The following is a 25,514-nucleotide window of genomic DNA, read 5'->3' as shown; positions in this document are numbered from 1 at the left end:
GTCTGCTCCCTCCCCTTACGGAGTCCCCGTGTCGCTGCCACCCCTGGTCGAGCCGGCTCCCGAGCTCACCGTCGACGAGGTCCGCAGGTACTCGCGCCATCTGATCATCCCCGATGTCGGGATGGACGGGCAGAAGCGGCTGAAGAACGCCAAGGTGCTCTGTGTGGGCGCCGGCGGCCTCGGCTCCCCGGCCCTGATGTACCTCGCCGCGGCCGGCGTGGGCACCCTCGGCATCGTGGAGTTCGACGAGGTCGACGAGTCCAACCTGCAGCGCCAGGTCATCCACAGCCAGGCGGACATCGGCCGGTCCAAGGCGGAGTCCGCCCGTGACACGGTCCTCGGCATCAACCCGTACGTGAACGTCGTGCTGCACGAGGGCCGCCTCGAGGCCGACAACGTGATGGAGATCTTCTCCCAGTACGACCTGATCGTGGACGGCACCGACAACTTCGCCACCCGCTATCTGGTCAACGACGCGTGCGTGCTGCTGAACAAGCCGTACGTCTGGGGTTCGATCTACCGCTTCGACGGCCAGGCGTCGGTCTTCTGGTCCGAGCACGGCCCCTGCTACCGCTGCCTGTACCCGGAGCCCCCGCCGCCCGGCATGGTCCCGTCCTGCGCCGAGGGCGGCGTGCTGGGCGTGCTGTGCGCCTCCATCGGCTCCATCCAGGTCACCGAGGCCATCAAGGTGCTCACCGGCACCGGGGACCCGCTGGTCGGCCGTCTGATGATCTACGACGCCCTGGAGATGACCTACCGCCAGGTCAAGGTCCGCAAGGACCCGAACTGCGCGGTCTGCGGCCCGAACCCGACCGTCACCGAGCTGATCGACTACGAGGCGTTCTGCGGTGTGGTGTCGGACGAGGCCCAGGAGGCGGCGGCCGGTTCGACGATCACTCCCAAGCAGCTCAAGGAGTGGATCGACGACGGCGAGAACATCGACATCATCGATGTCCGCGAGCCCAACGAGTACGAGATCGTCTCGATCCCCGGCGCCCGGCTGATCCCGAAGGACGGGTTCCTGATGGGCGGCGCCCTCCAGGACCTTCCGCAGGACAAGAAGATCGTCTTGCATTGCAAGACGGGTGTCCGGTCGGCGGAGGTCCTGGCCGTTCTGAAGTCCGCGGGCTTCTCCGACGCCGTCCACGTGGGCGGCGGCGTGATCGGCTGGGTCAACCAGATCGAGCCCGACAAGCCGGTCTACTGATCTCCGGTACGCACCGCCCGTAAGGGGGCCGGACCGCCGCGCCGACGGCGATCCGGCCCCCTTACGGTTGTCGTCGGCCTCCTTACGGGTGCCGCGAGAGCCTCAGCGGCACGTCTTGCCGCTCGCGGGCACCTTCCCGTCCAGCAGATAGGCGTTCACGGTCTTCGTCATGCAGGCGTTGCCGCTGTTGTACGCGCCATGGCCCTGCCCCTTGTAGGTGACCTCGACGCCCACGCCCTCGCCCAGCTCCTGGACCATCTTCCGGGCCCCCTCGTACGGCGTGGCCGGGTCGCCGGTGTTGCCGACCACGAGGATCGGCGCCGAGCCCTCGGCGCTGACGTCCGGGGTGTCCGTGGTGCCGTCCACCGGCCAGCCGGTGCAGCCGAGCAGGCCCCAGGCCAGATACTCGCCGAAGACCGGTGACGCCTTGCGGAAGCGCGGCAGCTGGGCCTTCACATCGGCCACCGTGTAACGCTGCCTGTCGTCCACGCAGTTGATGGCCGCGTTGGCGGCGTTGATGTTGCTGTAGTGGCCGTTCTCGTCGCGGCCGGACATCGAATCGGCCATGGCGAGCAGCATGTTGCCCTCCTCGAGCTGCATCGCCTCCTGCAGCCCGAGCGTCAGGTACTTCCAGCTCTCCTTGTCGTAGAGCGCGGCGGCGATACCGCTCAGCGCCCCGTCCTGGGTGAGCTTGCGGCCGCTCTCGGTGGACAGCGGCTTCTTGTCGAGCTTCTTCAGGAAGGCCACGATCCGGTCGGTGCCCGCCGCCGGGTCGCCGCCGGTCGGGCAGGCCGTGCCCTTCTTGGCGCAGTCCTCGAGGTAGTTGTCGAGCGCGAGCTGGAACCCCTTCGCCTGGCCGTAGGAGCCCTGCTCGGGGTCCTCGGTGGGGTCGACCACGGCGTCCAGGACCGCGCGTCCCACCCTCTTCGGGTACAGATGGGCGTAGACCCCGCCGAGTTCGGTGCCGTAGGAGATGCCGAAGTACGACAGCTTGTCGTCGCCCAGCACCTGCCGCATGAGGTCCATGTCACGCGCGGCGCTCACGGTGTCCACATGGCCCAGCACCTTGCCGGAGCGCTTCTCGCAGCCCTTGATGAACGCCTTGGCGTCCGCCATCGCGGTCTTGACCTCGGCGTCGTCGTCCGGCGTGCTGTCCACGGAGTTCGAGGCGTCGATCTCCTCGTCGCTCCGGCACCGCACCCCGGCGCTCTCGCCGACCCCGCGCGGATCGAAGCTGACGAGGTCGTAGCGTGAGCGCAGGGTGTCGTAGGCGGTGGCGAAACCGGGGAGCGAGGAGACACCGGAGCCGCCGGGTCCGCCGAAATTGAACACCAGGGAGCCGATGCGCTTGCCCGATCCGGTGGCCTTGGCGCGGATCATGGCCAGATCGATCGTTTCGCCGCTGGGCTTCGCGTAGTCAAGCGGCGCCTTGAGAGTGGCGCATTCCCACTCGCTTCCCGGCTTCTCACCGGTGCCCTGCATCGCGGTCGGGGCAGGGCAGGACGACCAGTTGAGCTTCTGAGCGGTGAGCGAGCCGGGGAGCCCGGAACCCGAAGGCGCGGCGGGGGCCGACGCCGAGGGCTCGGACGACGCCTTGCCCTGCTCGTTTCCCCCGTCGCCGTCGCAGCTCGCGACGGTGAGGAGGGTGACCATGGCGGTCATGGAGACCAGGGCCCTGGTCCGTATGGTGCGTGAGGAACTCGGCATATCCGGAGATCCTATGAGGAGGCGGGGGCGGAATCGTCGGCAACTCTTCTCGAAGCCGTCACGGTTCGCACGACGTTCGCGTGGCGTTCGCGCGGCGGGCCCGGCCGCGGACCCCGGGCTCTAGGTGCAGACCTTGCCCTTCGGAGGCACCGTGCCCTGGAGCAGATAGGCGTTGACCGTCTTTCGGACACAGGCGTTGCCGCTGTCGTACGCCCCATGGCCCTCGCCCTTGTAGGTGAGCTGGACGCCGACCCCGGGTCCCAGCTCCTTCGCCATCCGCGCGGCACCCTCGTACGGGGTGGCCGGGTCACCGGTGTTGCCGACGACCAGGATCGGCGCGGCCCCCTTGGCGCTCACGTCGGGCGTGGTCCAGGCGCCGTGGACCGGCCAGGCGGTGCACTGGGTCAGGCCCCACGCCATCATGTCGCCGAAGACGGGGGAGACCTTACGGAAGGTGGGCAGCTCCCGCTCGATGTCCGGGACCGTATAGCGCTGCTTGTAGTCGGCACAGGTGATGGCGGTAAGGGCGGACTGGAGAGTGCTGTAGCGGCCGTCCGGGCCGCGTCCGTTCATGGCGTCCCCCAGGGCCAGCAGGATCCTGCCGTCGCCCTGCTGGGCGGCCGCGATCCCCTGGGTGAGGTACTGCCAGTACTCCCGTGAGTACAGGGACTGCGCGATCCCGCCGTCGGCCAGGGACTCGGTCAGCTTCCGGCCTCCGTAGCCGCGCACCGGACGGCTGTCGAGCCGCTTCAGCAGCGTGCGGATCCGGTTCTGGGTGGGGCAGCTGTAGACGCTGGTCCTGGTGCACGCTTTCAGATAGTCGTCGAGGGCGCGCTGGAACCCCTTGGCCTGGCCGAGCGCGCCCTGTTCGGGCGTCTGCATGGGGTCCACGACCCCGTCGAAGAGGGCGCGCCCCACGTTCTTCGGGTACAGATGGGCGTAGACGCCGCCGAGTTCGGTGCCGTAGGAGACGCCGAAGTAGTGCATCTTCTTGTCGCCGAGGACGCGTCGCATGAGATCCATGTCACGGGCGGCGTTGGTGGTGCCGACGTACGGCAGGATCGGGCCGGAGTTCTTCTCGCATCCGGCGGCGTAGGTCTTCACCCGGCGGACCAGGCTCTTCACCTCGGCGCTGTCGTCCGGGGTGGAGTCGGCGGCGTAGTAGGCGTCGAGCTGCCGGTCCCCGAGGCAGCGCACCCCGCTGCTGCGGCCGACCCCGCGGGGGTCGAAGCTGACCAGGTCGTAGCGGGTGCGCAGTTGCTTGTAGCTGCTCGCGAGGGCCGGGAGGGTGGCCACGCCCGAGCCGCCGGGCCCGCCGAAGTTGAAGATCAGCGAGCCGATCCGGTGCCGCCGGTCGGTGGCCTTGGCGCGGATCATGGCGATGCCGATGGTCTTGCCGTGCGGCTTGCGGTAGTCCAGCGGCACATGGAGCGTCGCGCACTCCCACTCCCCGCCCGGGGCCTTGGTGGCGGCCGCGTCCTGGCTCGAGGAGGGGGCGGGGCAACTGGACCAGGCCGGCTTCTGGCGGGCCGAGGTGTCCGGCCGCCCGCCGTCGCCACCGCATCCTGCGGCCAGGGCGGTCAGCAGCAGGGCGGCGGACAGCGCACCGAGGCGCAGAGGTCGGGACACGGCGGCTCTCCCGTGGGTGGGGGTACCGCCATCGTGAGGGCCGGGCCCGCCGTACGCGCGCACAGCGGGGGCGTACGGGTGAGGGGAGCCCCGGGTGCCCGGCGACCGCGGGAGGGCGCTGGCGGGGCCTTTACAGGCGCCACAGCGCCTCTTCGCGGGTGAGCCTCACAGCGCCTCCACAGCGCCCTTTCGCGGGCGGGCACCGGCCCCGCGGCGCCCCGTCGCGGGCGAGCTACTGCCACGCCTCTTCGCGGGTGAGGTGGTCCTACAACGCCGCTTCGCGGGTGAGGTGGTTCTGCCACGCCTCTTCGCGGGTCAGGTGGCCCTACAACGCCTCTTTGCGGGTGAGGTGGGTGAAGGCCACCCAGCCGGGCAGCACCGGCAGCCAGAAGACCATCAGCCGGAAGAGCAGCACCGCGGGCGCCGCCGTCTCGTACGGCAGCCCGGCGAAGGTCAGACCCGCGATCAGGGCGGCCTCGACCGCGCCCACACCGCCCGGGGTGGGCGCCGCCGACCCCAGGGCGTTGCCCGCGAGGAAGACGACGGCGATGCTCGCGTAGCTCAGCTCACCGCCGAACGCCCGGATCGCGGAGTCGAGGCACATCACGTTCGCCGCGGTCAGCAGCAGGGTGCCGCCGATGCCCGCCATCAGCTTCTTGGGCCGCTGGAGCACGTCCAGCATGCGCGGCACGACGCCCGCGAACAGCGACCGCACCCGGGTGGACACGAACTTCCGCAGGACCGGAATGGCGGTCACCACCAGGACCAGGACGGCGGCCGTCAGCAGTCCGGCGATCACCGTCCGGGACGGCGACAGCGCCGGGGTGCGCTCGGTGCCGGTGATGTAGCCGAAGATCAGCAGCAGCACGATATGGCTGGCGAGCCCGAACAGCTGGGAGGCGCCCACACTGGCCACCGCGAGCCCCGGCCGCACCCCCGCGCGCTGCAGGAAGCGGGTGTTCAGGGCGACTCCGCCGACCGCCGCGGGCGCCACCAGCTTCACGAACGAGGCGGCCACCTGTGCCAGCACCGTCCGCCGGAGGGGCACCTTCTCCGGGACGAAGCCGAGCAGGCTCAGCGCCGCGGCCAGATAGGTGAGCGCGGAGAAGGCGAGCGCGAAGATGACCCAGATCCAGTTGGCCTCGCCGACCAGGGCGCCCAGCTTGAGATGGGTGAACTGGGACAGCAGGAAGTACGCGGCGAAGGCCCCGGCGCAGAAGCTGACCAGGGTGCGCGGCCTGATGCGCTCCAGCCGTTCGGGCTCTATCGGCGCCTGCGGCCTCACCAGCAGCACCTGCTGCCGGATCTGGGAGAGCAGATCCTCCTCGCGGGCGTCCTCCAGGGCCTCCTCGATGGCGCGCTTCTCCGCCTGCTTCTCGGCCTTGGCCGTCTTACGGTCGCCGGCGGCCGCCTCCGGGCCCCCGGCGGCCTCCTGCGCCTCCCGCGCCTCGGCCTCCCGGGCCTCCTTGGCCTCCTTGGCGGCGTGGGACGCCTCCAGGACGGCCTCCCGGTGGCGCTGGGCGCGTTCGCGCGCGAGCTGGCGCAGGGTCGCGCGGGTGCCCCGGCCGAGGGCCAGGGGCTGCAGCAGCGGAAGGCTGCCGGCGACCGCGTCCGGGCCGAGGACCTCCACCGCGGCGGTCACGGAGCGCTCGGCGCCCACCCGCAGGCCCAGGGTGGTCAGCAACTGTGCGATGTCCATCCGCAGCACCACGTCACCGGCCGCGATCTCGCCGCCGCGCAGATCGGTCAGGAAGACCGTGCCGTTGCGGTCGACCAGCAGGGCGTCGCTGTCCAGCCGCCGGTGGGCGATCCGCCGCGACTGGAGCGCCTGGACCTGGTGCCAGGCCCCGGCCAGCAGCTCGTCGGTGATCGCCTCGTCCGGCAGGGCGTGCAGCGGGCGCCCGCCGACGTGCTCGTAGACGAGCATCACTGCGTCCGGGCCCAGCTCGGAGGTGGCGATCAGCTTGGGCGCGTTGGCCCCGGCCGCGATGGCCGCGTAGGCGAGCAGCGCCTCCTGCTCCAGGGCCTGGCGCAGCGACTGGAGGCTGCGGGGCGGGGTGATCGTCCGCAGGGTCAGCCGCTGCCAGATGCCGTAGAAGAAGCCCTGGGCCTGCTGCTCCCGGTCGACGACGGTGACGTCCAGGGGCGGGCCGTCCTCCAGAGTGACCAGATAGCGGCGGCCGCGGTCGCCATGGCCGCCGTGCTCGTCCTCGGGCTCCTCGGCGCGCATGGCGCTGACCGGGTTGAAGCCGACCCGGCGCAGCCCGGCGAGCAGGTGCTGGCCGGTGGGGCGCACATTGGGGGAGCCGACCGCGTAGAGCGTGCCGTAGGCCACCGCCCAGCCGATGAGCACCGTAAGGATGATGGAGAACGGTGTGGTGTAGCCGCCCACGAGCACCGCGAAGGCGTCGAGCAGCAGTACGCACCACATGGCCACCCGCCAGCGCGGGCGCCGGGCCATGCCGACGGCCGTCATATAGGCGATGACGGGGGCGAGATAGCCGTGCACGGGGTCGCTGAACGCCCCGCCGGGGGCGGGCTGGGTGAGCGCCTCGCGGAGCGAGCCGGGGGCGCCTCTGGCGACCCAGAGGTCCATGGCGAGGGACACCCCGTGGGCCAGCACCGCGGCCAGCACGCCGTCGGCGATCCGCAGTCCGTCCCGTTTGATCAGCCGCTCGAAGGCGAAGGCCACCGGCAGGACGAGGACGGCCACCCCGGCCGTGAGCCCCGCGAAGTCGATCAGTAGCGGGGGCGCCTGGTTGGCGCCGTGCCCGATGTCCTTCTCCAGACCCGCGGTGGTGCCGTGGGCGAAGGCCGCGATGGCGAGCACGACGGCCATGCCGAGGATCCCGAGCAGCGTCCGCAGCAGATCGGAGGGGCGGTGCACACGGGCCGGCAGCAGTGGCTCGTCGCCGGAGACCCGGTCCACATGGCCCTCCGGTCCGTCCGGGCCGCAGTCATCCCCCGAGCCCGGGGCCTCTGTCTCCGGCCGGCCGGACGGTGTCGTGGAGTGCGGCAACGACTCCGGGGTGCGGGCCTCCTCCTCCGGAGGCTGCGCACCCTGCTGCTTCGCCGTCTCTTCTTGATCTCGTATCACCAGTCACCGCCCGGAAGATGGTGGCATGCCCGGGCTGCGGAGGGGGGCATCAGGGTGCATTTCGGGGACGTGGACCCCGAATGGTACGCCCTGCTGAGGATTCCCGCACAATGCGTGATCGAACCGCGATCCGGCCCGGAGCGGGCCCGCCGCCACCCTGCGCGGGGCGCGGTGCCGCGCTCCCCGGAGCGTGCGGAGGGGCGTGCGGCGAAGCGTGTGGCGCGGCTGTCGTCGGGGCTGTCGGTGGGGTGCGGCAGGATGGGACGGATGAGCCGGGAGAGCAGGGAGCCGGAGGACGGGGACAGCGCCGAGGAGCTGCCCGAGTACGCCGAGCGGGTGCTGGAGGTGGCCGAGCTGATCCCCTCCGGCCGCGTGATGACCTATGGGGACGTCGCCGAATGGCTGGAGGAGGGCGGCCCGCGCCAGGTGGGGCGGGTGATGGCGCTCTACGGGGGCGCCGTGCCGTGGTGGCGGGTGGTGCGCGCGGACGGTGTGCTGCTGCCCGGCCACGAGCTGCGCGCCCTCGACCACTACCGCGAGGAGGGCACCCCGCTGCGCGAGGCGGCGCGCTCGGCCCAGGGCCATGTGCCGCGGATCGACATGGCCAGGGCGCGGTGGGACGGGGGCGGGCAGGACCACGGCCGGTAGCGGGGCGGCGTTCGGAAGCGCCCCGGGACCGGGGCTGCCGTCCTCGGGGGCGGCGGGCGCGCGGCCGTGCCGGGACGCGGTGGGCGCGGGGGCGTACGCGTGTGCGGCGGGCTCACGGCCGTACGGGTGTCCGGTGAGCGTGAGCCCGTACCGGTGTGCCGTGAGCGTGAGCCCGTACCGGTGCGCTGTGGGCGCGGGACCGTACCGGTGTGGTGTGGGCGCGGGACCGTACCGGCGTGGGGCGGGCTCGCGGTCGTACCGGCGGTATCCACAGCCATACGGGTGAGGCCCCGCGGCGCATGAGAGGCTGTCCCGCACCCAGCCAACCCACCAGGACCGGCGATCCAACGTGAGCTCCTCCCCCTCGGCCCTTCCGCGGCAGCGGCAGGCACGGCGGCCGTCCGCGCGGCAGTCGTCCGCAGGGCATCCGGCACAGGGCGTCTACCGCCTGCTCCGCCGTCGGCCGGAGCCCGGTGCCCTTCCTGTCCTGGACGCACGGCAGCGCGCTGTGGTTGAGCACCGGGACGGTCCTCTGCTGGTGCTCGCCGGGCCCGGCACGGGCAAGACGACGACGCTCGTGGAGGCGGTGGCGCGCCGGGTGCGCGAGGGCGCGGACCCCGAGCGGCTCCTGGTGCTCACCTTCAGCCGTAAGGCGGCCGTCGAACTGCGCGACCGCATGTCCGCGCGCCTGGGCGGCGCGAGCGCCCCGCGGGCCACGACCTTCCACTCCTATTGCTACGCACTGGTCCGCGCCCACCAGGACGTCGATCTCTTCGTCGATCCGCTGCGGCTGCTCTCCGGACCGGAGCAGGACGTCGTCGTCCGGGAGCTGCTCGCCGGTCAGGCCGAGCTGGCGAGCGAGGGCCGGGCCTTCGTCCGCTGGCCGGACGACCTGCGCGCCTGCCTGACCACGCGGGGCTTCGCCGACGAGGTGCGCGCGGTGCTGGCCCGCAGCCGGGAGCTGGGCCTCGGCCCGCGGTCGCTGGAGGAGTTCGCCGAGCGCACCGGGCGCCCCGACTGGTCCGCCGCGGCCGGCTTCCTCGCCGAGTACCTCGACGTCCTGGACGCCCAGGGGGTGCTGGACTACGCGGAGCTGGTGCACCGCGCGGTGCTGCTGGCCGGACGGCCGGAGGTCGCGGCCGAGCTGGCGGGGCGGTACGACGCGGTGTTCGTCGACGAGTACCAGGACACCGACGTGGCCCAGGGGCGGCTGCTGCGGGCGCTGGCGGGCGACGGCAGGACCCTGCTCGCCTTCGGCGACCCCGATCAGTCCATCTACGCCTTCCGCGGTGCCGACGTGGGCGGCATCCTCCGCTTCCGCGAGGACTTCCCGCGGACGAACGGGCGGCCCGCGGACACGGAGGTGCTCACCGTCTCCCGCCGCTCGGGGGCCGCCCTGCTCGCGGCCACCCGGCGGATCGCGGGCCGGATGCCGCTCACCCGGCTGCCCGTGCGAGCCGTAAGGGCGCACCGGGAACTCGCGGCCACCCGTGACGGCGGCCGCGTCGAGGCGTACACGTACCCGACCGCGGGCGCCGAGCTCGACAATGTGGCCGACATCCTGCGCCGCGCCCATCTGGAGGACGGGGTGCCTTGGCGCGAGATGGCCGTCCTGGTGCGCGCCGGGGGGCGCTCGATTCCGGGTGTGCGCCGGGCGCTCACCTCGGCCGGCGTCCCGGTCGAGGTGGACGGCGATGACATCCCGTTGCGCCATGAGCCCGCCGTGGCCCCCTTGCTGACGGCGCTGCGGGCGGCCGCCACGGCCGCGCTGCCGGACAGCGGCGGGCTGTCCGCGGTCCTCGGCGTCGAGACCGCCCTGACCCTGCTCGCCTCGCCCCTCGGCGGTATGGACGCCGCCGATCTGCGCCGCCTGGGCCGCGCGCTGCGCGAGGAGGAGCGGTCCGCCGGGCGGGCGGTGCCGCGCCCCTCCGACGTCCTGCTCACCGAGGCGCTCGCCGAGCCGGAGCGGCTGGCCGTCCACGACCCGGCGTACGCGCGCGGCGCCCAGAACCTCGGGCGGCTGCTGCGCACGGCCCGGGAGGCGCTGGCCCGGGGCGGCACCGCGGAACAGGCGCTGTGGGGGCTGTGGGACGGCACCCCCTGGCCCGGCCGCCTGGAGCGGGCGGCGCAGCGCGGCGGCACCGCCGGGCGGAACGCGGACCGCGACCTGGACGCGGTGTGCGCGCTGTTCGAGACCGCGACGCGCGCCGAGGAGCGCACCGGCGGCCGCGGCGCCCTCAACTTCCTGGAGGAGATCGACGCCCAGGACATAGCGGCCGACACCCTCTCCCGCCGGATGGTCCGCCCCGACGCCGTACGGCTGATGACCGCCCACCGCTCCAAGGGGCTGGAATGGGCCCTGGTGGTCGTCGCGGGGGTGCAGGAGGGGCTGTGGCCCGATCTGCGGCGGCGCGGCTCGCTCCTGGAGGCCGACCGGATCGGCCGGGACGGGCTGGCCGAGCCGCTGCCGCCGGGCGCCCTGCTGGCCGAGGAGCGGCGGCTGTTCTACGTGGCGGCGACGCGCGCCAAGGAGCGGCTCGTGGTCACCGCCGTCAAGGCCGCCTCCGAGGACGGGGACCAGCCCTCCCGCTTCCTGGCCGAGCTGGGCGTCCCGCCCACCGACGTCACCCATCGGCCGCGCCGCCCGCTGTCCGTCGCCGCGCTCGTGGCCGAGCTGCGCGCCGCCACCGTCGACCCGGACGCCTCGGATGCGCTGCGGGACGCCGCCGCGCGCCGGCTGGCGCGGCTCGCGGCGCTGCGCGACGAGGAGGGCCGCCCGCTGGTCCCGGCTGCCCACCCCTACCGCTGGTGGGGGCTGTACGAGCCGACGCACAGCGAGGTCCCGCTGCGCGACCGGGACCGGCCCGTGGCGCTGTCCGGCAGCGCGCTCGACCAGCTCGTGAACACCTGCTCGCTCCAGTGGTTCCTGGGGCGCGAGGTGAAGGCGGACGCGCCCTCGACGGCCGCCCAGGGCTTCGGCAACGTCGTGCACGTCCTGGCCGACGAGGTCGCCTCCGGCCGCACCCCGGCCGATCTCGCGGTCCTCATGGAGCGCCTGGACTCCGTATGGGACGCGCTCGCCTTCGACGCCCCCTGGAAGTCACGGCAGGAGAAGGAGCAGGCACGAGCGGCCCTGGAGCGCTTTCTGCAGTGGCATGTGATGGAGCGCGGCGGCCGCACCCCGGTCGCCACCGAGCACTCCTTCGACGTCACCCTCGAAGCCGACGTCTATAAGGTGCGCATCCGCGGCAGCATGGACCGCGTCGAGACGGACGCCCAGGGGCGCGCCTATGTGGTCGACTTCAAGACCGGTAAGCAGGCCGTGACCCGTGGCGATGTCGAGCACCACCCCCAGCTTGCGGTCTATCAGCTGGCGGTGCGCGAGGGCGCCGTGGACGACGTCTTCGACGGCGGGCGCCCCGAGCCGGGCGGCGCGGAGCTCGTCCAGCTGCGGCAGGGCGCCGCCAAGAAGGACGGCGGCGACGACGTCCCCAAGGTCCAGGCCCAGGAGCCGCTGGACGGGGAGTGGGTGGGGCAGCTGCTCGCCACCGCGGCCGGGCGCGTCCTGGACGAGCGGTTCACCCCGAGCACGGGCGACCACTGCGAGCGCTGCGCCTTCCGGGGCGCGTGCAGCGCGCGGGCGGAGGGGCGCCATGTGGTCGAGTGACGCTGTCGGGTACGGGTACGGGGCCGGGGCCGGGGCGGGGCGGCGCGGGGCTGATGCCATGGCCCGTCAGGCCGTGACCCCGGGGCGGCCGTCGACCGGCGCGGCGGGGCGTGTCGGTGGGCACCGATAGCCTCACTGGAGTGTCAGCCCGCATCACCGATCCCGAGGAGCTCAAGGAACTCCTCGGGATCCCGTTCACCCCGGAGCAGGTGGCGTGCATCACCGCACGGCCCGCCCCGCAGGTGATCGTCGCCGGGGCGGGCTCCGGCAAGACCACGGTGATGGCCGCCCGTGTCGTCTGGCTGGTCGGCACCGGGCAGGTCGCGCCCGACCGGGTGCTCGGCCTCACCTTCACCAACAAGGCCGCCGGAGAGCTGGCGGAGCGCGTCCGTAAGGCCCTCGTCACGGCGGGCATCGTGGACCTCGACCCGGATCCGGGCGCCGCCGAGGAGGCCCCCGGCGAGCCCGTCATCTCCACCTACCACGCGTTCGCCGGGCAGTTGCTCAAGGACCACGGGCTGCGCGTCGGCCTCGAGCCGAGCGCCCGGCTGCTCGCCGACGCCACCCGGTTCCAGCTCGCCGCGCGCGTCCTGAGCTCCGCCCCCGGCCCGTATCCGGCGCTCACCCGCCCGTTCTCCGACCTGGTCACCGATCTGCTCGCGCTCGACGCCGAGCTCGCCGAGCACCTCGTCCCCACCGGGCGGCTGCGCGCGTACGACACCGAGTTGCTGCGGACGCTGGAGGGCACGCGGCTCACCAACGAGGCGCTGCGCAAGGTGCCCGAGGCCGCCCGCGCCCGCCAGGAGCTGCTGGGCCTGGTCGAGGCGTACCGCGAGGAGAAGCACCGCCGCGATCTGCTCGACTTCGGCGACCAGATCGCCCATTCGGCCACCCTGGCCCTGGACCACCCGGAGGTCGGCCGGATCCTGCGCGAGCAGTTCTCGGTCGTGCTGCTCGACGAGTACCAGGACACCTCCGTCGCCCAGCGGCTGCTGCTGTCCGGCCTCTTCGGCGGCGGCACCGGACACCCCGTCACCGCCGTCGGCGACCCCTGTCAGGCCATCTACGGCTGGCGCGGCGCCTCCGTGGCCAACCTGGACGACTTCCCCGAGCACTTCCCGCACGCCGACGGCAGCCCGGCCGGGCGCTTCGCGCTCAGCGAGAACCGGCGCAGCGGCGGCCGCCTCCTGGACCTCGCCAACGGGCTGGCCGCCCCGCTGCGCGCGATGCACGAGGGCGTCGAGGCGCTGCGCCCCGCGCCCGGCGCCGAGCGGGACGGAGCGGTGCGCTGCGCGCTGCTGCCCACCCACGCCGAGGAGCTGGCCTGGCTCGCCGACTCCATCGCCCATCTGGTGCGCACCGGCACCCCGCCCGGTGAGATCGCGGTGCTGTGCCGCACGGCGGGCGACTTCGCGCAGATTCAGGGCGGGTTGGTGGAGCGGGACATTCCGGTGGAGGTGGTGGGCCTGTCGGGGCTGCTGCATCTGCCGGAGGTCGCCGATCTGGTGGCCGTCTGCGAGGTCCTCCAGGACCCGGGGGCCAACGCCGCGCTGGTCCGTCTGCTCACCGGGCCGCGCTGGCGGATCGGCCCCCGCGACCTCGCGCTGCTCGGCCGCCGCGCCCGCGCGCTGGTCTCTTACGGTGGGCCGGACGGTGCGGAGGACGATCCGGACCGACGGCTCGCCGAGGCCGTCGAGGGCACCGACCCCGCCGAGGTGATCTCCCTCGCCGACGCACTCGACACCTTCCTGGAGGCGGGCGGCGGCCCGGACGACGGGCTGCCCTTCTCGGCCGACGCACGGGTCCGGTTCGCCCGGCTCGCCGCCGAACTCCGCGAGCTGCGCCGCTCGCTGGCCGATCCGCTGATGGACGTCCTCCACCGGGTCCTGGCCACCACGGGCCTCGAGGTCGAGCTGTCCGCCTCACCGCACGCCCTGGCCGCGCGCCGCCGCGAGACGCTCGGCAACTTCCTGGACGTCGCGGCCGCCTTCGCGGGCCGGGAGGGCGGGGCGGCCGTGGACGGCGAGGCCACCCTGCGGGGCTTCCTCGGCTTCCTGCGCACCGCCGCGCAGTACGAGAAGGGGCTCGACAACGCCCTGCCCGGCGGCGAGAACACGGTCAAGGTGCTCACCGCCCACAAGGCCAAGGGGCTGGAGTGGGATGTGGTGGCGGTGCCGGGGCTGGTCGCCAAGCAGTTCCCGAGCGAACAGTCCCGCGAGTCCTGGACGGCGAACGCGAAGGTGCTGCCGCACGAGCTGCGCGGTGACGCCCGGACCCTCCCGGACGTCACCGCCTGGGACAGCAAGGGGATCGCGGCCTTCAAGGACGCCATGAAGGGGCATCAGCGGACCGAGGAGCTGCGGCTGGGCTATGTGACCTTCACCCGGCCGCGCTCGCTGCTGCTCGGCTCCGGGCACTGGTGGGGCCCCACCCAGAAGCGTCCGCGCGGCCCGTCGGGCTTCCTGGACGCCCTGCGCGAGCACTGCGAGGCCGGGTACGGCGAGATCGAGGCATGGGCCGAACCGCCGGAGGAGGGCGCGGAGAACCCGGCCCTGCGGGAGTCGGCGGCCGACCGGGCCTGGCCGCTTCCGCTGGACCCGGACGCGCTGCGCCACCGGCGCCGCGCCGCCGATGTGGTGCTCGCCCATCTGGCGCGCATCGAGTCGGCGGGGGAGGGGGCTACCGCGCGGGACGAGGGGCACCCCCCGGCGGACGGGGACCTCTTTCCGGAGCCCCCGGAGGAGCTTGAACCCCCGGAGGACCCGGAGTGGCCCGAGCCTCCGGAGGATCCTTACGGTTCGTACGAGGACGGGCTCTACGAGGACGGGCTCTACGAGGACGGGCTCTACGAGGACGGGCTCTACGAGGACGGGCTCTACGAGGACGGGCTGTACGAGGACCGGCTGTACGAGGACGGGCCGTACGGTGACGTGCCGCACGGCGAGGGGCGGCACGGCGACGCGCCGCACGGCGAGGGGCAGCCCCCCGATCCTTACGGCGGGCCGGAACCTGGTGTACCGGAATCCGATGTGCCCGATGTCACGCCGGAACCGGCCGAGGACGAGCTGGCGCCCGAGGAGGCCCGGCTGGTCGGCTCCTGGGACCGCGATCTGGACGCGCTCGCCGGAGAGCTGCGCCGGGCCCGCGAGACCGTGCACGAGGTGCCCCTGCCGGGCACGCTCACCGCGTCCCAGCTGCTGCGCCTCGCCGCCGACCCGGACGGCTTCGCACGGGAGCTGGCCCGCCCCATGCCCCGGCCGCCACGCCCCGCCGCGCGGCGGGGCACCCGCTTCCACGCCTGGGTCGAGTCGCGCTTCGAGGCGCTGCCGCTGCCCTTCCTCGGCCCGGACGAGCTGCCGGGCGGCGAGGACGACGAGGCGGAGATCGCCGACGAGCGGGATCTGACCGCGCTCAAGGAGGCGTTCGCCCGCACGCCGTACGCCCGTCGCACCCCTTACCGCGTGGAGGTGCCGGTCCAGCTGACCCTGGCGGGCCGCACCATCCGCGGCCGGATCGACGCGGTGTACCGCGAGTCCGGCACGGGTTCCGAGGACGGCCCGCGCTACGAGATCGTCGACTGGAAGACCGGCCGCTCCCAGGACGCCGACCCGCTCCAGCTGGCCATCTACCGCGTCGCCTGGGCCGAACAGCACGGACTGCCCCTGTCGGCGGTCACGGCGGCCTTCGTGTACGTACGCAGCGGTGAGGTGGTCCGTCCCACCGGGCTGCCCGGCCGGGCCGGGCTCGAGCGCGTCCTGCTCGGGGAGCCGGGGGACGCGGAAAACGGCGGGAACGGGAACGAAGACGGGGCCGTCGGCGGGGACGGGAACGGGGACGTCGGTGGGAACGGGAACGGGGCCGTCGGCGGGGACGGAGACGGGGACGTCGGCGGGGACGCGACCGGAAGTGACCGTATCGATGCCGGAACCATTACCGAGAGCGAGCACACCTGAGCGGCCCGGAGGCCCCCGCCCTCGCCCGGCCGCGAGCCGGATAGGCTCACATGCATGAGCAACACCCCGGACACGGACAACGCCGTCCGCGCCTTTGTGGACGGCCATGGCGCCGCCTTCCTCGCCGAGCTCTCGGAGTGGCTGCGCATCCCGTCCGTATCCGCCGACCCCGCCCGCGCCGACGACGTCCGGCGCGGCGCCCAGTGGCTCAGGGACCACCTGGCCGCCACGGGCTTCCCGGTGACTGAGATATGGGACACACCGGGCGCCCCGGCCGTGTTCGCCGAATGGCCGTCCGGTGATCCCGACGCCCTTACGGTGCTCGTCTACGGTCACCACGACGTCCAGCCCGCCGACCGTGCGGACGGCTGGCGCACCGACCCCTTCGAGCCCGTCATCGAGGACGGCAGGCTCTACGCCCGCGGCGCCGCCGACGACAAGGGGCAGGTGCTCTTCCACACCCTGGGGATGCGGGCGCATCTTGCCGCGACCGGCCGGGTCGCGCCCGCGGTGAACCTCAAGCTGCTGATCGAGGGCGAGGAGGAGTCCGGCTCGCCGCACTTCCCCGAGCTGGTCCGTGCGCACGCCGACCGGCTGGCCTGCGACACCGTGATCGTCTCGGACACCGGGATGTGGTCCGAGGACACCCCGACCGTCTGCACCGGCATGCGGGGCCTCGTCGAGTGCCAGATCGATCTCCACGGCCCAGGCCAGGACATCCACTCCGGCTCCTTCGGCGGTGCGGTCCCCAACCCGGCCACCGAGGCCGCCCGGCTGGTCGCCGCGCTGCACGACGACGACCGTAAGGTGGCGATCCCCGGCTTCTACGACGGCGTCGTGGAGCTGACCGACCGTGAGCGTCGGCTCTTCGCCGAGCTGCCGTTCGACGAGGCGGGCTGGCTGCGGACCGCCCATTCAGGGGCCGCGCTCGGCGAGGCCGGGTACTCCACCCTGGAGCGGATCTGGGCCCGTCCGACCGCCGAGGTCAACGGCATCGGCGGGGGCTACCAGGGGCCGGGCGGAAAGACCATCGTGCCCTCGGCCGCCCAGCTGAAGCTGTCCTTCCGGCTGGTGGCGGGCCAGGACGTGGAGAAGATCCAGACGGCCGTACGGGACTGGGTCGCCGCCCTGCTCCCGGCCGGGATCCGCCATGAGATCACCTATTGGGGCGCCACCCGCCCCTGTCTGACCCCGCTGGACCACCCCGCGCTCCAGTCGGTCGTCCGCGCCATGGGGCGCGCCTTCGGCCAGAAGGTCCGCTTCACCCGCGAGGGCGGATCGGGCCCCGCCGCCGATCTCCAGGACATCCTCGGCGCTCCGGTGCTCTTCCTGGGCATCTCGGTGCCGTCCGACGGCTGGCACGCGCCCAACGAGAAGGTCGAGCTCGGCCTGCTCATGAAGGGCGCCGAGACGGCCGCCCACCTCTGGGCCGAACTCGCCGAGAATGGACGGGAATAGCTTGCTCATGTACGTGAACCACCCATTGCTCTGGGGGAGTTGGAAGCAGCCGTGACCACCTCGACCGACCACGCCACCGACCGGCCGATCACGCTCAGCGCCCCGAGTGGCATCGACCGCTCCGCGCACCACCGCTTGGACGAGGCGTGGCTGGCCGCGGCGTGGAGCCACCCGACGACGCGCGTCTTCGTGGTCTCCGGCGGCCAGGCCCTGGTGGACGACACCCCGGACGGCCGTACCGAGCTCGTCATGACCCCGTCCTTCGAGGCCCCGCCCACCGAGAACCACCGCTACTTCCTGGGCACCGACCAGGAGGGCGTGCGCTACTTCGCGCTGCAGAAGGACTCCCTGCCGGGGCGAATGGACCAGTCGGCACGCCCCGCCGGGCTGCGCGAGGCGGGCGCGCTGCTGTCCGAGCGCGACGCGGGGCTGCTGGTGCACGCCGTCGCGCTGGAGAACTGGCAGCGGCTGCACCGCTTCTGCTCACGCTGCGGTCAGCGCACGGTGATCGCGGCGGCGGGCCATATCCGCCGCTGCCCGGCGTGCGGGGCCGAGCACTACCCGCGCACCGACCCCGCCGTGATCATGCTGGTGAAGGACGATCAGGACCGGGCGCTGCTGGGACGCCAGGTGCACTGGCCGGAGGGGCGCTTCTCGACGCTGGCGGGCTTCGTGGAGCCGGGCGAGTCGATCGAGCAGGCCGTGGTCCGCGAGGTGGCGGAGGAGGCGGGCGTCACGGTCGGCGAGGTCGAGTACGTGGCCAGCCAGCCGTGGCCGTTCCCGTCCAGCCTGATGCTCGGCTTCATGGCCCAGGCCACGTCCTCCCGGATCCAGGTGGACGGGGAGGAGATCCACGAGGCGCGCTGGTTCTCCCGGGACGACCTGCGGGCCGCGATCGAGTCCGGGGAGGTCCTGCCTCCCTCCGGAATCTCGATCGCGGCCCGGCTGATCGAGCTCTGGTACGGCGAGCCGCTGCCGCGGGGCTGAGGCAGGGGCCGCGGGACCGGCTCGGAGGCCGCGGGGCCGGGTCGGAGCCGGCGGGCCCGGCTCGGAGACGGCCGGGTCGGAGGCCGTTGGCCCGGAAACGGCCGGGTCAGGGGCCGCTGGCTCGGAGCCCGGCCTCGACCTGCCGACTCAGAGCCCGACCTTGGCCTTGACCTGCGCCAGGGACGGGTTGGTCAGGGTCGACCCATCGGGGAAGAGAACGGTCGGCACGGTCTGGTTGCCGCCGTTCGCCTTCTCGACGAAGGCCGCGGACTCCGGGTCCTGCTCGATGTTGATCTCGGTGTAGGCGATGCCCTCGCGGTCCATCTGCCCCTTCAGGCGTCGGCAGTAGCCGCACCAGGTGGTGCTGTACATCGTCACAGTGCCGGACATCGGTCTTCGCTCTCCTCGGGGTCGTGGTGGGTGGGCAGAAGGTGAACGCTCACCTTCCGCCGGTGATTCCCGGATTCATATGACCGGAAGGCCATGGCTGTGGACAACCGGCATCGGGCGTCTCAGGAGACCTGGCAGCATGGCGGGGTGACTGCAGCAACGTCCTCCACTCTGTTCCCGCAGGGCTCCACGCCCGGTGCCTACGCGGCCACGCCGCGTGACGCCGACGCGGTGCTCGACGGGCTCGACCCCGAGCAGCGCGAGGTGGCGACGTCCCTGCACGGCGCGGTGTGCGTGCTGGCAGGGGCGGGCACCGGCAAGACCCGCGCCATCACCCACCGGATCGCCTATGGGGTGCGCGCGGGGATACTCCAGCCGGCCAGTGTGCTGGCCGTCACCTTCACCAACCGCGCGGCGGGGGAGATGCGCGGCCGGCTGCGGCAGCTCGGCGCGGGCGGGGTGCAGGCGCGCACCTTCCACTCGGCGGCCCTGCGCCAGCTGCAGTACTTCTGGCCCAAGGCGGTCGGTGGTGAGGTGCCGCGGCTGGTCGAGCGCAAGGTGCAGCTCGTGGCCGAGGCCGCGGCCCGGTGCCGGGTCCGGCTGGACCGCAATGAGCTGCGGGACGTGACCGGCGAGATCGAATGGTCGAAGGTCACCCAGACCGTGCCCGAGGACTATCCGGCCGTGGCGGCCAAGTCCGGCCGTGAGGCCCCCCGGGACGCCGCCGAGATCGGCCGGATCTACGCCACCTATGAGCAGTTGAAGCGCGACCGCGGCGTCATCGACTTCGAGGATGTGCTGCTCCTCACGGTCGGTGTGCTCCAGGAGCGGCCGGACATCGCCGATCAGGTGCGCCGTCAGTACCAGCACTTCGTGGTCGACGAGTACCAGGACGTCAGCCCGCTGCAGCAGCGGCTGCTGGATCTGTGGCTGGGCGAGCGGGAGAGCCTCTGTGTGGTCGGCGACGCCAGCCAGACCATCTACTCCTTCACCGGCGCCACCCCCGACCATCTGCTGAACTTCCGCACCCGCCACCCCCGGGCCACCGTGGTCAAGCTGATCCGGGACTACCGCTCGACTCCCCAGGTGGTCCACCTGGCCAATGGGCTGCTGTCCCAGGCCCGTGGCCGGGCCGCCGAGCACCGGCTGGAGCTGGTCTCCCAGCGGGAGGCGGGCCCCGACCCGGTTTACGCCGCCTATGCGGACGAGCCGGCCGAGGCCGAGGGCACCGCACGCCGGATCCGGGAGCTGATCACCCCGGTCGAGCAGGGGGGCGGCGGGATCCCGGCGAGCCAGATCGCGATCCTGTACCGGGTCAACGCCCAGTCGGAGCTGTATGAGCAGGCGCTGGCCGATGCCCAGGTGCCCTATCAGCTGCGCGGCGCCGAGCGGTTCTTCGAGCGGCCCGAGGTGCGCGAGGCGGGGCTGCTGCTGCGCGGCGCGGCCCGTGGGGGCAGCGCCGATCCGGCGCTGGCGGACGCCGACATCCCGTCCCAGGTGCGGGCCGTGCTGACCACCCGTGGCTGGACGCCCGAACCCCCGGCGGGCTCGGGCGCGGTGCGCGACCGCTGGGAGTCCCTGGCCGCCCTGGTGCGGCTTGCCGAGGACTTCGCGGCGAGCCGTCCCGGGGCCACGCTCTCCGATCTGGTGGCGGAGCTCGATGAGCGGGCGGCGGCGCAGCACGCCCCGACCGTCGAGGGGGTGACCCTCGCCTCACTCCACGCGGCCAAGGGCCTCGAATGGGACGCCGTCTTCCTGGTCGGTCTCACCGAGGGAATGATGCCGATCACCTACGCCAAGACGGAGCAGCAGATCGAGGAGGAGCGTCGGCTGCTCTATGTGGGGGTCACCCGCGCCCGCCGCCATCTGGCGCTGTCCTGGGCGCTCTCGCGGGCTCCGGGCGGCCGGGCCTCCCGCCGCCCCACCCGTTTTCTCAACGGGCTGCGGCCCGGCTCCCAGGCCATCGGCGCCCGCACCCCGGGCGGGGGCGGCGGGATCGAGCGCGGGGCGGCGGCCCCGGGCGGCGGCGGGGTGCGCAGGCGGCGCGGCCCGGTCCACTGCCGGGTGTGCGGCCGGGCGCTGACCGACGCGGGCGAGATGAAGCTGATGCGCTGCGAGGGCTGCCCGTCCGAGTTGGACGAGGCGCTCTATGAGCGACTGCGCGACTGGCGGGCGGAGCAGGCGGGGCAACTGGGGCAGCCGACATACTGCGTGTTCACCGACAAGACGCTGCTGGCGATCGCAGAGGCCGTCCCGGGAACCGAACCGGAGCTCGCCCGCATCTCCGGTGTCGGAAGGCGCAAGCTGGACCGGTTCGGGGCCGATGTTCTCGCGCTGTGCGCGGGCCGGGAACTGCCCTCCGCGCTCGACGACGAGGGCGACGCCGATGCCGGGGGAAGCCATTCGGGTGACCCTTGGCAAAACTCGACGGAAAAATAGTTTGCGCGCGTGGAGGGCATACCCATAGCCTTCCGAGCACGGAAGACAACGGCCCTTCCAGGAGCCGAGGATTCCGTGTTGTACTTGAACACCCGGACTGGTTTCGGACCGGTCCCTGAGACGCCGAGAGGAGGCGAAGACCAGTGATCAGCTTCATCAACACCATCAAAAAGGCCGATCGGTCGGTCGTCGCCACATGCCTGCTCGGCTCTGAGCTCCCTGGCACCGGTATGCCCGGAGCCAATGAGGCGCGTCTCAGCGAGCGACCGATCCAGGCACCTGCGGTAGCAGCAGCGGCAGAAGCAATGGCCTATGCCTTTGCGGCCAATGGTGCCGAATCCCGGACGACGCAGCAGCACCACAAGACGTGGGCCTTCCGCAGGCTCGAACCCTGGAGTTATCCAGCCTGATCCAGGATCAGGTCGGCACCTTCCAGGGCCGCGGAACCCACACCGGGATCCGCGGCCCTTTTGATTTGCCAGAGCCCGGCCACCAGCCGGACTGAAGAGACGAGGAACACACACCGTGCAACTCAACGCACACGCCCCGTCCGCATCGACCGACCTGAACCGCCCGCCTGACTCCTCGGAGGACTCCTTGACCCCGCTCACCGCCCTCACCGAACTCGATGAGGCCATCGAGAACCTGGGTGTAGCCGTTCCGTGCCGCTCGTACGACCCGGAGGTCTTCTTCGCCGAGTCCCCGGCCGACGTCGAGTACGCGAAGTCGCTGTGCCAGACCTGCCCGCTGCGGGAGGCCTGTCTCGCCGGCGCCAAGGACCGCCGTGAGCCCTGGGGCGTCTGGGGCGGCGAGCTCTTCGTCCAGGGCGTGGTGGTGGCCCGCAAGCGGCCGCGTGGTCGCCCGCGTAAGAACCCGGTCGCGGCATGAGCACCATCGGCACCATCGATCGCCCAGCGACGCACGACCCCATGAAGCAGGTCCCGACGATGACCCCACCGGTCTCCGAAACACCCGCACCCGATACTTCCGGTGCGCCCGAGGCGCGCCAGAACAGGAACCGAGAAATGCAACTCATGCAAGAAGCCCTGGCACGTGCGCATATGCACGACCGGCTGCAGGAGGCCGAGTCCGAACGGCAGGCCGTTCGGCTCGCGGCCGCCCGCCGGATGCAGCGGCGTGCGGAGCGTGCCTCGCTCCGCGCCCGCCGCGCCCTGGCCATGGCGGTCATGCAGTAACCACCATGTGCGGCATCGGCCAGAGGCGGAGCTGACACACAACACACGCCGACGGGTCCTACGCCGACCCATCGCGTGACCCACGGGGGCCGGTCCGATCGGACCGGCCCTTCGGCTGTTCCGAGGCGCCCGCGCTCAGCCCGCGGTCTCCGCGCTCAAGCCCGAGGTCTACCGAACTCAGGCCGAGGTCTCCGTATTCTCAGGCCGAGGTCTCCGCGGCCTCGGGCTCCTCCTCGGCGCCGTCCGCCGTCTCTTTCGCGGCCGCTGCTGCGGAGTCTGCTTCGGCGCGGCCCTCGGACTCCGGGTCTGCGGCGAAGCCGGGGACCCATGCCTCGAGCTCATCCCGCATCCGCACCGTGGCACCCAGCTGGCACAGCACCCCGATGGTGCTCAGGGTCACCCGGTGAATCAGCAGATAGGCGGGCGGCAGATTCAGCTGATTGCCCAGCTCATAGACGGGGGAGTGACGGTCGGCCATCCGCGCCGCCTGGCTGCGCAGCCACTGCCGGTCGAAAAGGAACGCGTCGACCTGGGCCGGTTCGAGCATCGGCAGCAGGAAGTCCAGCAGATCATCCGGGTCGAGCTCGATCGTCGGCTTGACGAACCCCTCACCGCGCATCAGGTCATAGACCCCCGCGGCATCGCCCTCGAGCGCCATGCGCAGCGCGATGCCGATGGGCTCCGGAAGCCCTCCCGGGAGCCGGTCCACCGAACCGAAGTCCAGAACGCCCAGCTTCCACTGCTCCGACGGCCCGTCCGGGGCGTCACCGGTCAGCAGCCGGAAGTTCCCCGGGTGCGGATCGGCGTGCAGCAGCCCGGTGCGGGACGCCCCCGAGAAGAGAAAACGGGCCAGCAGCTGCCCGGCGCGGTCCCGCTCCTCCTGGGTGCCGTCGGCTATCACCTCGGAGAGCGGCACCCCCTCCAGCCATTCGGTGATCAGTATCTGGTCGCTCTGATGCACCACCTCGGGCACCACGATCTCCGTGTCCTGTGCGTACTCCTCCGCGTGGATGCGCTGGGACGCCGCCTCCAGTTCGTAGTCCAGCTCCTCGGCGACCCGCTCACGCAACTCCGCGATCAGCGGCTTGATGTCCAGCCCCGGCACCAGCGGCCCCAGCACCCGGGCGAACCGGCTCAGTTGGTTGAGGTCGGACAGCAGCGCCTCGCCCGCCCCGGGGTACTGCACCTTGACCGCCACCGCGCGCCCGTCGTGCCAGACCGCCCGGTGCACCTGCCCGATCGAGGCGGCCGCAGCGGGCTTGTCCTCGAACTCCTGGAACAGCTCCGGCCAGTCCGGGCCCAGCCGCTCCTCCAGCGCCGCGTGGACCGTGCGGGTCGGCATGGGAGGGGCCGCTTCCTGGAGCTTGGTCAGGGCCGCCCGGTAGGGCCTGGCTATCTCCTCGGGCAGCGCCGACTCGAAGACGGACATGGCCTGCCCGAGCTTCATGGCCCCGCCCTTGAGCTCGCCGAGGACCTTGAACATCTGCTCCGCGGTGCGCTGCTGCACCTCGCGTGCGACGATCTCCGCCGGCCGTCCCCCTATCCGCTTCCCGAGCCCCCATGTGGCGCGCCCCGCGAATCCCAAGGGCAGCGCCGCCAGTTTGGCGGTACGGGTGATCGCCTTGCGCGGCAGATCGGTCATGCGCCCCTCCAACTACAGCCGTGCCATCCCGGAAGGTGGCCTCCGGGCCCCCGTGCCCACTCCGCGGACGTGGGTCACCCGGACATTGTCGCGTGCGGTGCCTCTGCGGCCGAGGCATATACGGCATCCTCCTCCCCGGCCGCTCCACAGCCGCAGCCGGGATGTGCCTCGATCGGGCGCGCATCCCAGACGAGTGAGGGAAGCGCCAGCTCCCACCGGACTCCCGCGCCCCCGGAGGGGCGGCCGTCGAGGTAGGCCAGCGCCTGCACCGCGGTGAGCCCCGCCACCACCATCGCCAGCGCCGTGTCACAGGCCGGAGCGGTCGGCCGGCGCCCGGACCGCCATTGCGCGAGCATCCGCGGCCAGACCGGCTCCCGGTCGGCGCGGCCCGCCGCGGCGCAGCCCGCGCAGGGCGTGATCCCCGGCACCACCAGCGGGCCCACCACCCCTGTCGACTCGATGACTCCCGCATAGAGATGGGGTGTGCCGGAGGAGAGCAGCGGCCGGGCCTGCTCCGGATCCGGTGCGTACGCCGCGAGGCCGTCACGTGGGGCGATCACCACCAGCGCCAGCCCGGGCTCGGCCGAGGCGGCCCGCTCTTCCGAGAGGGCGGCCCGCTTTGCCGAGGCGGCCCGCTCTCCTGAAAGGGCCTTCTCTCCTGAAGTGACCTTCTCTCGTGAAGGGGCCCGCTTTGCCGCGGCGGTCCGCAGCCGCGCCGATCGGCGGGGGAGCGGGGCGGGCGCGGCCCGGCGCACCACGCGGCGTGCCGCCAGATCCCGGCGCTCCCCGATCTGCTCGGCCGACAGCCCGCCGGGAGCCACATCCCAGGGCTCGACACAGCCACCGTCCACCACATCGACCCGGCCGACCCCCGCCCCGGACAGCGCGGCCGCGACCGCCGCCCCGACCCGGCCCGCCCCGCGCACCTGAACCCGCATCGCCCGCCGCGCGGCGAGCAGCCGCGCCGCCGCTCCGGGCTCCGGATGCAACACCGACAGCGCCCCCGCGTCGGGCCGCAGCCGGTCCAGGGCCGCGGCGGGCTCGCCGCCGTCCCTCGGCTCGTCCAGCAGACCGGCCGCCGCCAGTCGGTCCACCAGTGCGTCGGCCCGCCCCTCCGGCAGCCCGATGGCGCGGGCCTCCTGCCGCAGCAGCGGCAGACCGCGGGTGCCGTCCAGCAGCTCCAGAAAGCTGCCCGTGGCCGTGTCCACCGGCCCCATCACCACCGCATGCGCCCGGGCCACCCCGAACTGCACCGTGTCCCGGCTCCGCCAGCCGCGCCGCAGCGCGGGCTTGAGCATCGGATGCATCGCCGCCCCCCGTCTGATGTGCCTGTCCGTTGAACCGCCCTCAGCATGCGGCCCGCCGCCCGGCCCCCGCAGCGCGTTATCCACAGGCAGTGGAATAAGTCGTACGAACGCCGGTCGTACAAACCGTGCACACCGTGGAGTGGTTCGGTCCGCAACCGTCGGCGGGGCGGGACTTCCCCGGCTGCCA

The 25,514-nt window shown here is 72.9% G+C and carries 16 protein-coding genes; 10 read left to right on the top strand and 6 right to left on the bottom strand.

Going from position 1 to position 25,514, the window contains the following annotated elements; translation table 11 throughout:
• Window positions 1-28: 28 nt before the first annotated feature.
• Entirely contained in the window at window positions 29-1,207 is a 1,179-nt protein-coding gene (gene moeZ, locus NP777_RS26495) for an adenylyltransferase/sulfurtransferase MoeZ (protein ID WP_044570234.1), read from the top strand.
• A gap of 102 nt (window positions 1,208-1,309) precedes the next feature.
• Here the strand turns inward: moeZ and NP777_RS26490 are convergent, their stop codons facing one another.
• The 3 genes from NP777_RS26490 to NP777_RS26480 all read right to left on the bottom strand — a co-directional run bounded on the left by NP777_RS26490 (window position 1,310) and on the right by NP777_RS26480 (window position 7,640).
• The gene (locus tag NP777_RS26490) at window positions 1,310-2,914 is read right to left on the bottom strand and encodes an alpha/beta hydrolase (protein ID WP_256652697.1); all 1,605 of its coding nucleotides are present in this window, start codon (window positions 2,912-2,914) and stop codon (window positions 1,310-1,312) included.
• A 120-nt stretch (window positions 2,915-3,034) separates the two neighbouring features.
• Window positions 3,035-4,543 carry an alpha/beta hydrolase gene (locus NP777_RS26485; protein WP_256652696.1) on the bottom strand — a complete coding sequence of 503 codons (1,509 nt, stop codon included), beginning with the start codon at window positions 4,541-4,543 and terminating at the stop codon, window positions 3,035-3,037.
• Window positions 4,544-4,868: 325 nt separating this feature from the next.
• On the bottom strand, window positions 4,869-7,640 hold the full coding sequence (locus tag NP777_RS26480) for a lysylphosphatidylglycerol synthase transmembrane domain-containing protein (RefSeq protein WP_256652695.1): 2,772 nt from the start codon (window positions 7,638-7,640) through the stop codon (window positions 4,869-4,871).
• A 267-nt stretch (window positions 7,641-7,907) separates the two neighbouring features.
• Here NP777_RS26480 and NP777_RS26475 point away from each other — a divergent pair, with 267 nt between their 5' ends.
• From NP777_RS26475 to nudC, 5 genes are all read left to right on the top strand, one after another.
• Window positions 7,908-8,288: an MGMT family protein gene (locus NP777_RS26475; RefSeq protein ID WP_305890151.1), complete on the top strand. Its 381-nt coding sequence runs from the start codon at window positions 7,908-7,910 to the stop codon at window positions 8,286-8,288.
• Window positions 8,289-8,637: 349 nt separating this feature from the next.
• Entirely contained in the window at window positions 8,638-11,955 is a 3,318-nt protein-coding gene (locus NP777_RS26470) for an ATP-dependent helicase (protein WP_391858580.1), read from the top strand.
• Between the two features lie 140 nt (window positions 11,956-12,095).
• Window positions 12,096-15,908, top strand: coding sequence for a UvrD-helicase domain-containing protein (locus NP777_RS26465; protein ID WP_256652694.1), 3,813 nt, complete (start codon window positions 12,096-12,098; stop codon window positions 15,906-15,908).
• Between the two features lie 54 nt (window positions 15,909-15,962).
• Window positions 15,963-17,366, top strand: coding sequence for a dipeptidase (locus NP777_RS26460; protein WP_256652693.1), 1,404 nt, complete (start codon window positions 15,963-15,965; stop codon window positions 17,364-17,366).
• Window positions 17,367-17,417: 51 nt separating this feature from the next.
• Window positions 17,418-18,353: an NAD(+) diphosphatase gene (nudC, locus tag NP777_RS26455; protein ID WP_256652692.1), complete on the top strand. Its 936-nt coding sequence runs from the start codon at window positions 17,418-17,420 to the stop codon at window positions 18,351-18,353.
• Window positions 18,354-18,500: 147 nt separating this feature from the next.
• Here nudC and NP777_RS26450 read toward each other — a convergent pair whose 3' ends face one another.
• The gene (locus NP777_RS26450) at window positions 18,501-18,743 is read right to left on the bottom strand and encodes a mycoredoxin (RefSeq protein WP_198273792.1); all 243 of its coding nucleotides are present in this window, start codon (window positions 18,741-18,743) and stop codon (window positions 18,501-18,503) included.
• A gap of 147 nt (window positions 18,744-18,890) precedes the next feature.
• Here NP777_RS26450 and NP777_RS26445 point away from each other — a divergent pair, with 147 nt between their 5' ends.
• The 4 genes from NP777_RS26445 to NP777_RS26430 all read left to right on the top strand — a co-directional run bounded on the left by NP777_RS26445 (window position 18,891) and on the right by NP777_RS26430 (window position 22,378).
• The gene (locus tag NP777_RS26445; protein WP_391858579.1) at window positions 18,891-21,182 is read left to right on the top strand and encodes an ATP-dependent DNA helicase UvrD2; all 2,292 of its coding nucleotides are present in this window, start codon (window positions 18,891-18,893) and stop codon (window positions 21,180-21,182) included.
• Window positions 21,183-21,325: 143 nt separating this feature from the next.
• On the top strand, window positions 21,326-21,592 hold the full coding sequence (locus tag NP777_RS26440) for a hypothetical protein (protein WP_256652690.1): 267 nt from the start codon (window positions 21,326-21,328) through the stop codon (window positions 21,590-21,592).
• A 115-nt stretch (window positions 21,593-21,707) separates the two neighbouring features.
• The gene (locus tag NP777_RS26435) at window positions 21,708-22,070 is read left to right on the top strand and encodes a WhiB family transcriptional regulator (RefSeq protein ID WP_020868576.1); all 363 of its coding nucleotides are present in this window, start codon (window positions 21,708-21,710) and stop codon (window positions 22,068-22,070) included.
• Window positions 22,067-22,378: a hypothetical protein gene (locus NP777_RS26430; RefSeq protein WP_137979441.1), complete on the top strand. Its 312-nt coding sequence runs from the start codon at window positions 22,067-22,069 to the stop codon at window positions 22,376-22,378. The genes NP777_RS26435 and NP777_RS26430 overlap by 4 nt, the downstream gene beginning before the upstream one ends.
• 199 nt (window positions 22,379-22,577) lie before the next feature.
• On the opposite strand, the gene NP777_RS26425 is transcribed toward NP777_RS26430, so the two are convergent.
• On the bottom strand, window positions 22,578-24,020 hold the full coding sequence (locus NP777_RS26425; protein WP_256652689.1) for an ABC1 kinase family protein: 1,443 nt from the start codon (window positions 24,018-24,020) through the stop codon (window positions 22,578-22,580).
• Between the two features lie 74 nt (window positions 24,021-24,094).
• Complete coding sequence (locus NP777_RS26420) at window positions 24,095-25,327, bottom strand: ThiF family adenylyltransferase (RefSeq protein WP_256652688.1); 1,233 nt, start codon at window positions 25,325-25,327, stop codon at window positions 24,095-24,097.
• Between the last annotated feature and the right edge of the window lie 187 nt (window positions 25,328-25,514).

The organism is Streptomyces rugosispiralis (genome assembly GCF_024505145.1).
GTDB lineage: Bacteria > Actinomycetota > Actinomycetes > Streptomycetales > Streptomycetaceae > Streptomyces > Streptomyces rugosispiralis.
The sequence above is the reverse complement of the archived record's forward strand: the minus strand, read 5'-3'. Positions and strand labels throughout refer to the sequence as shown.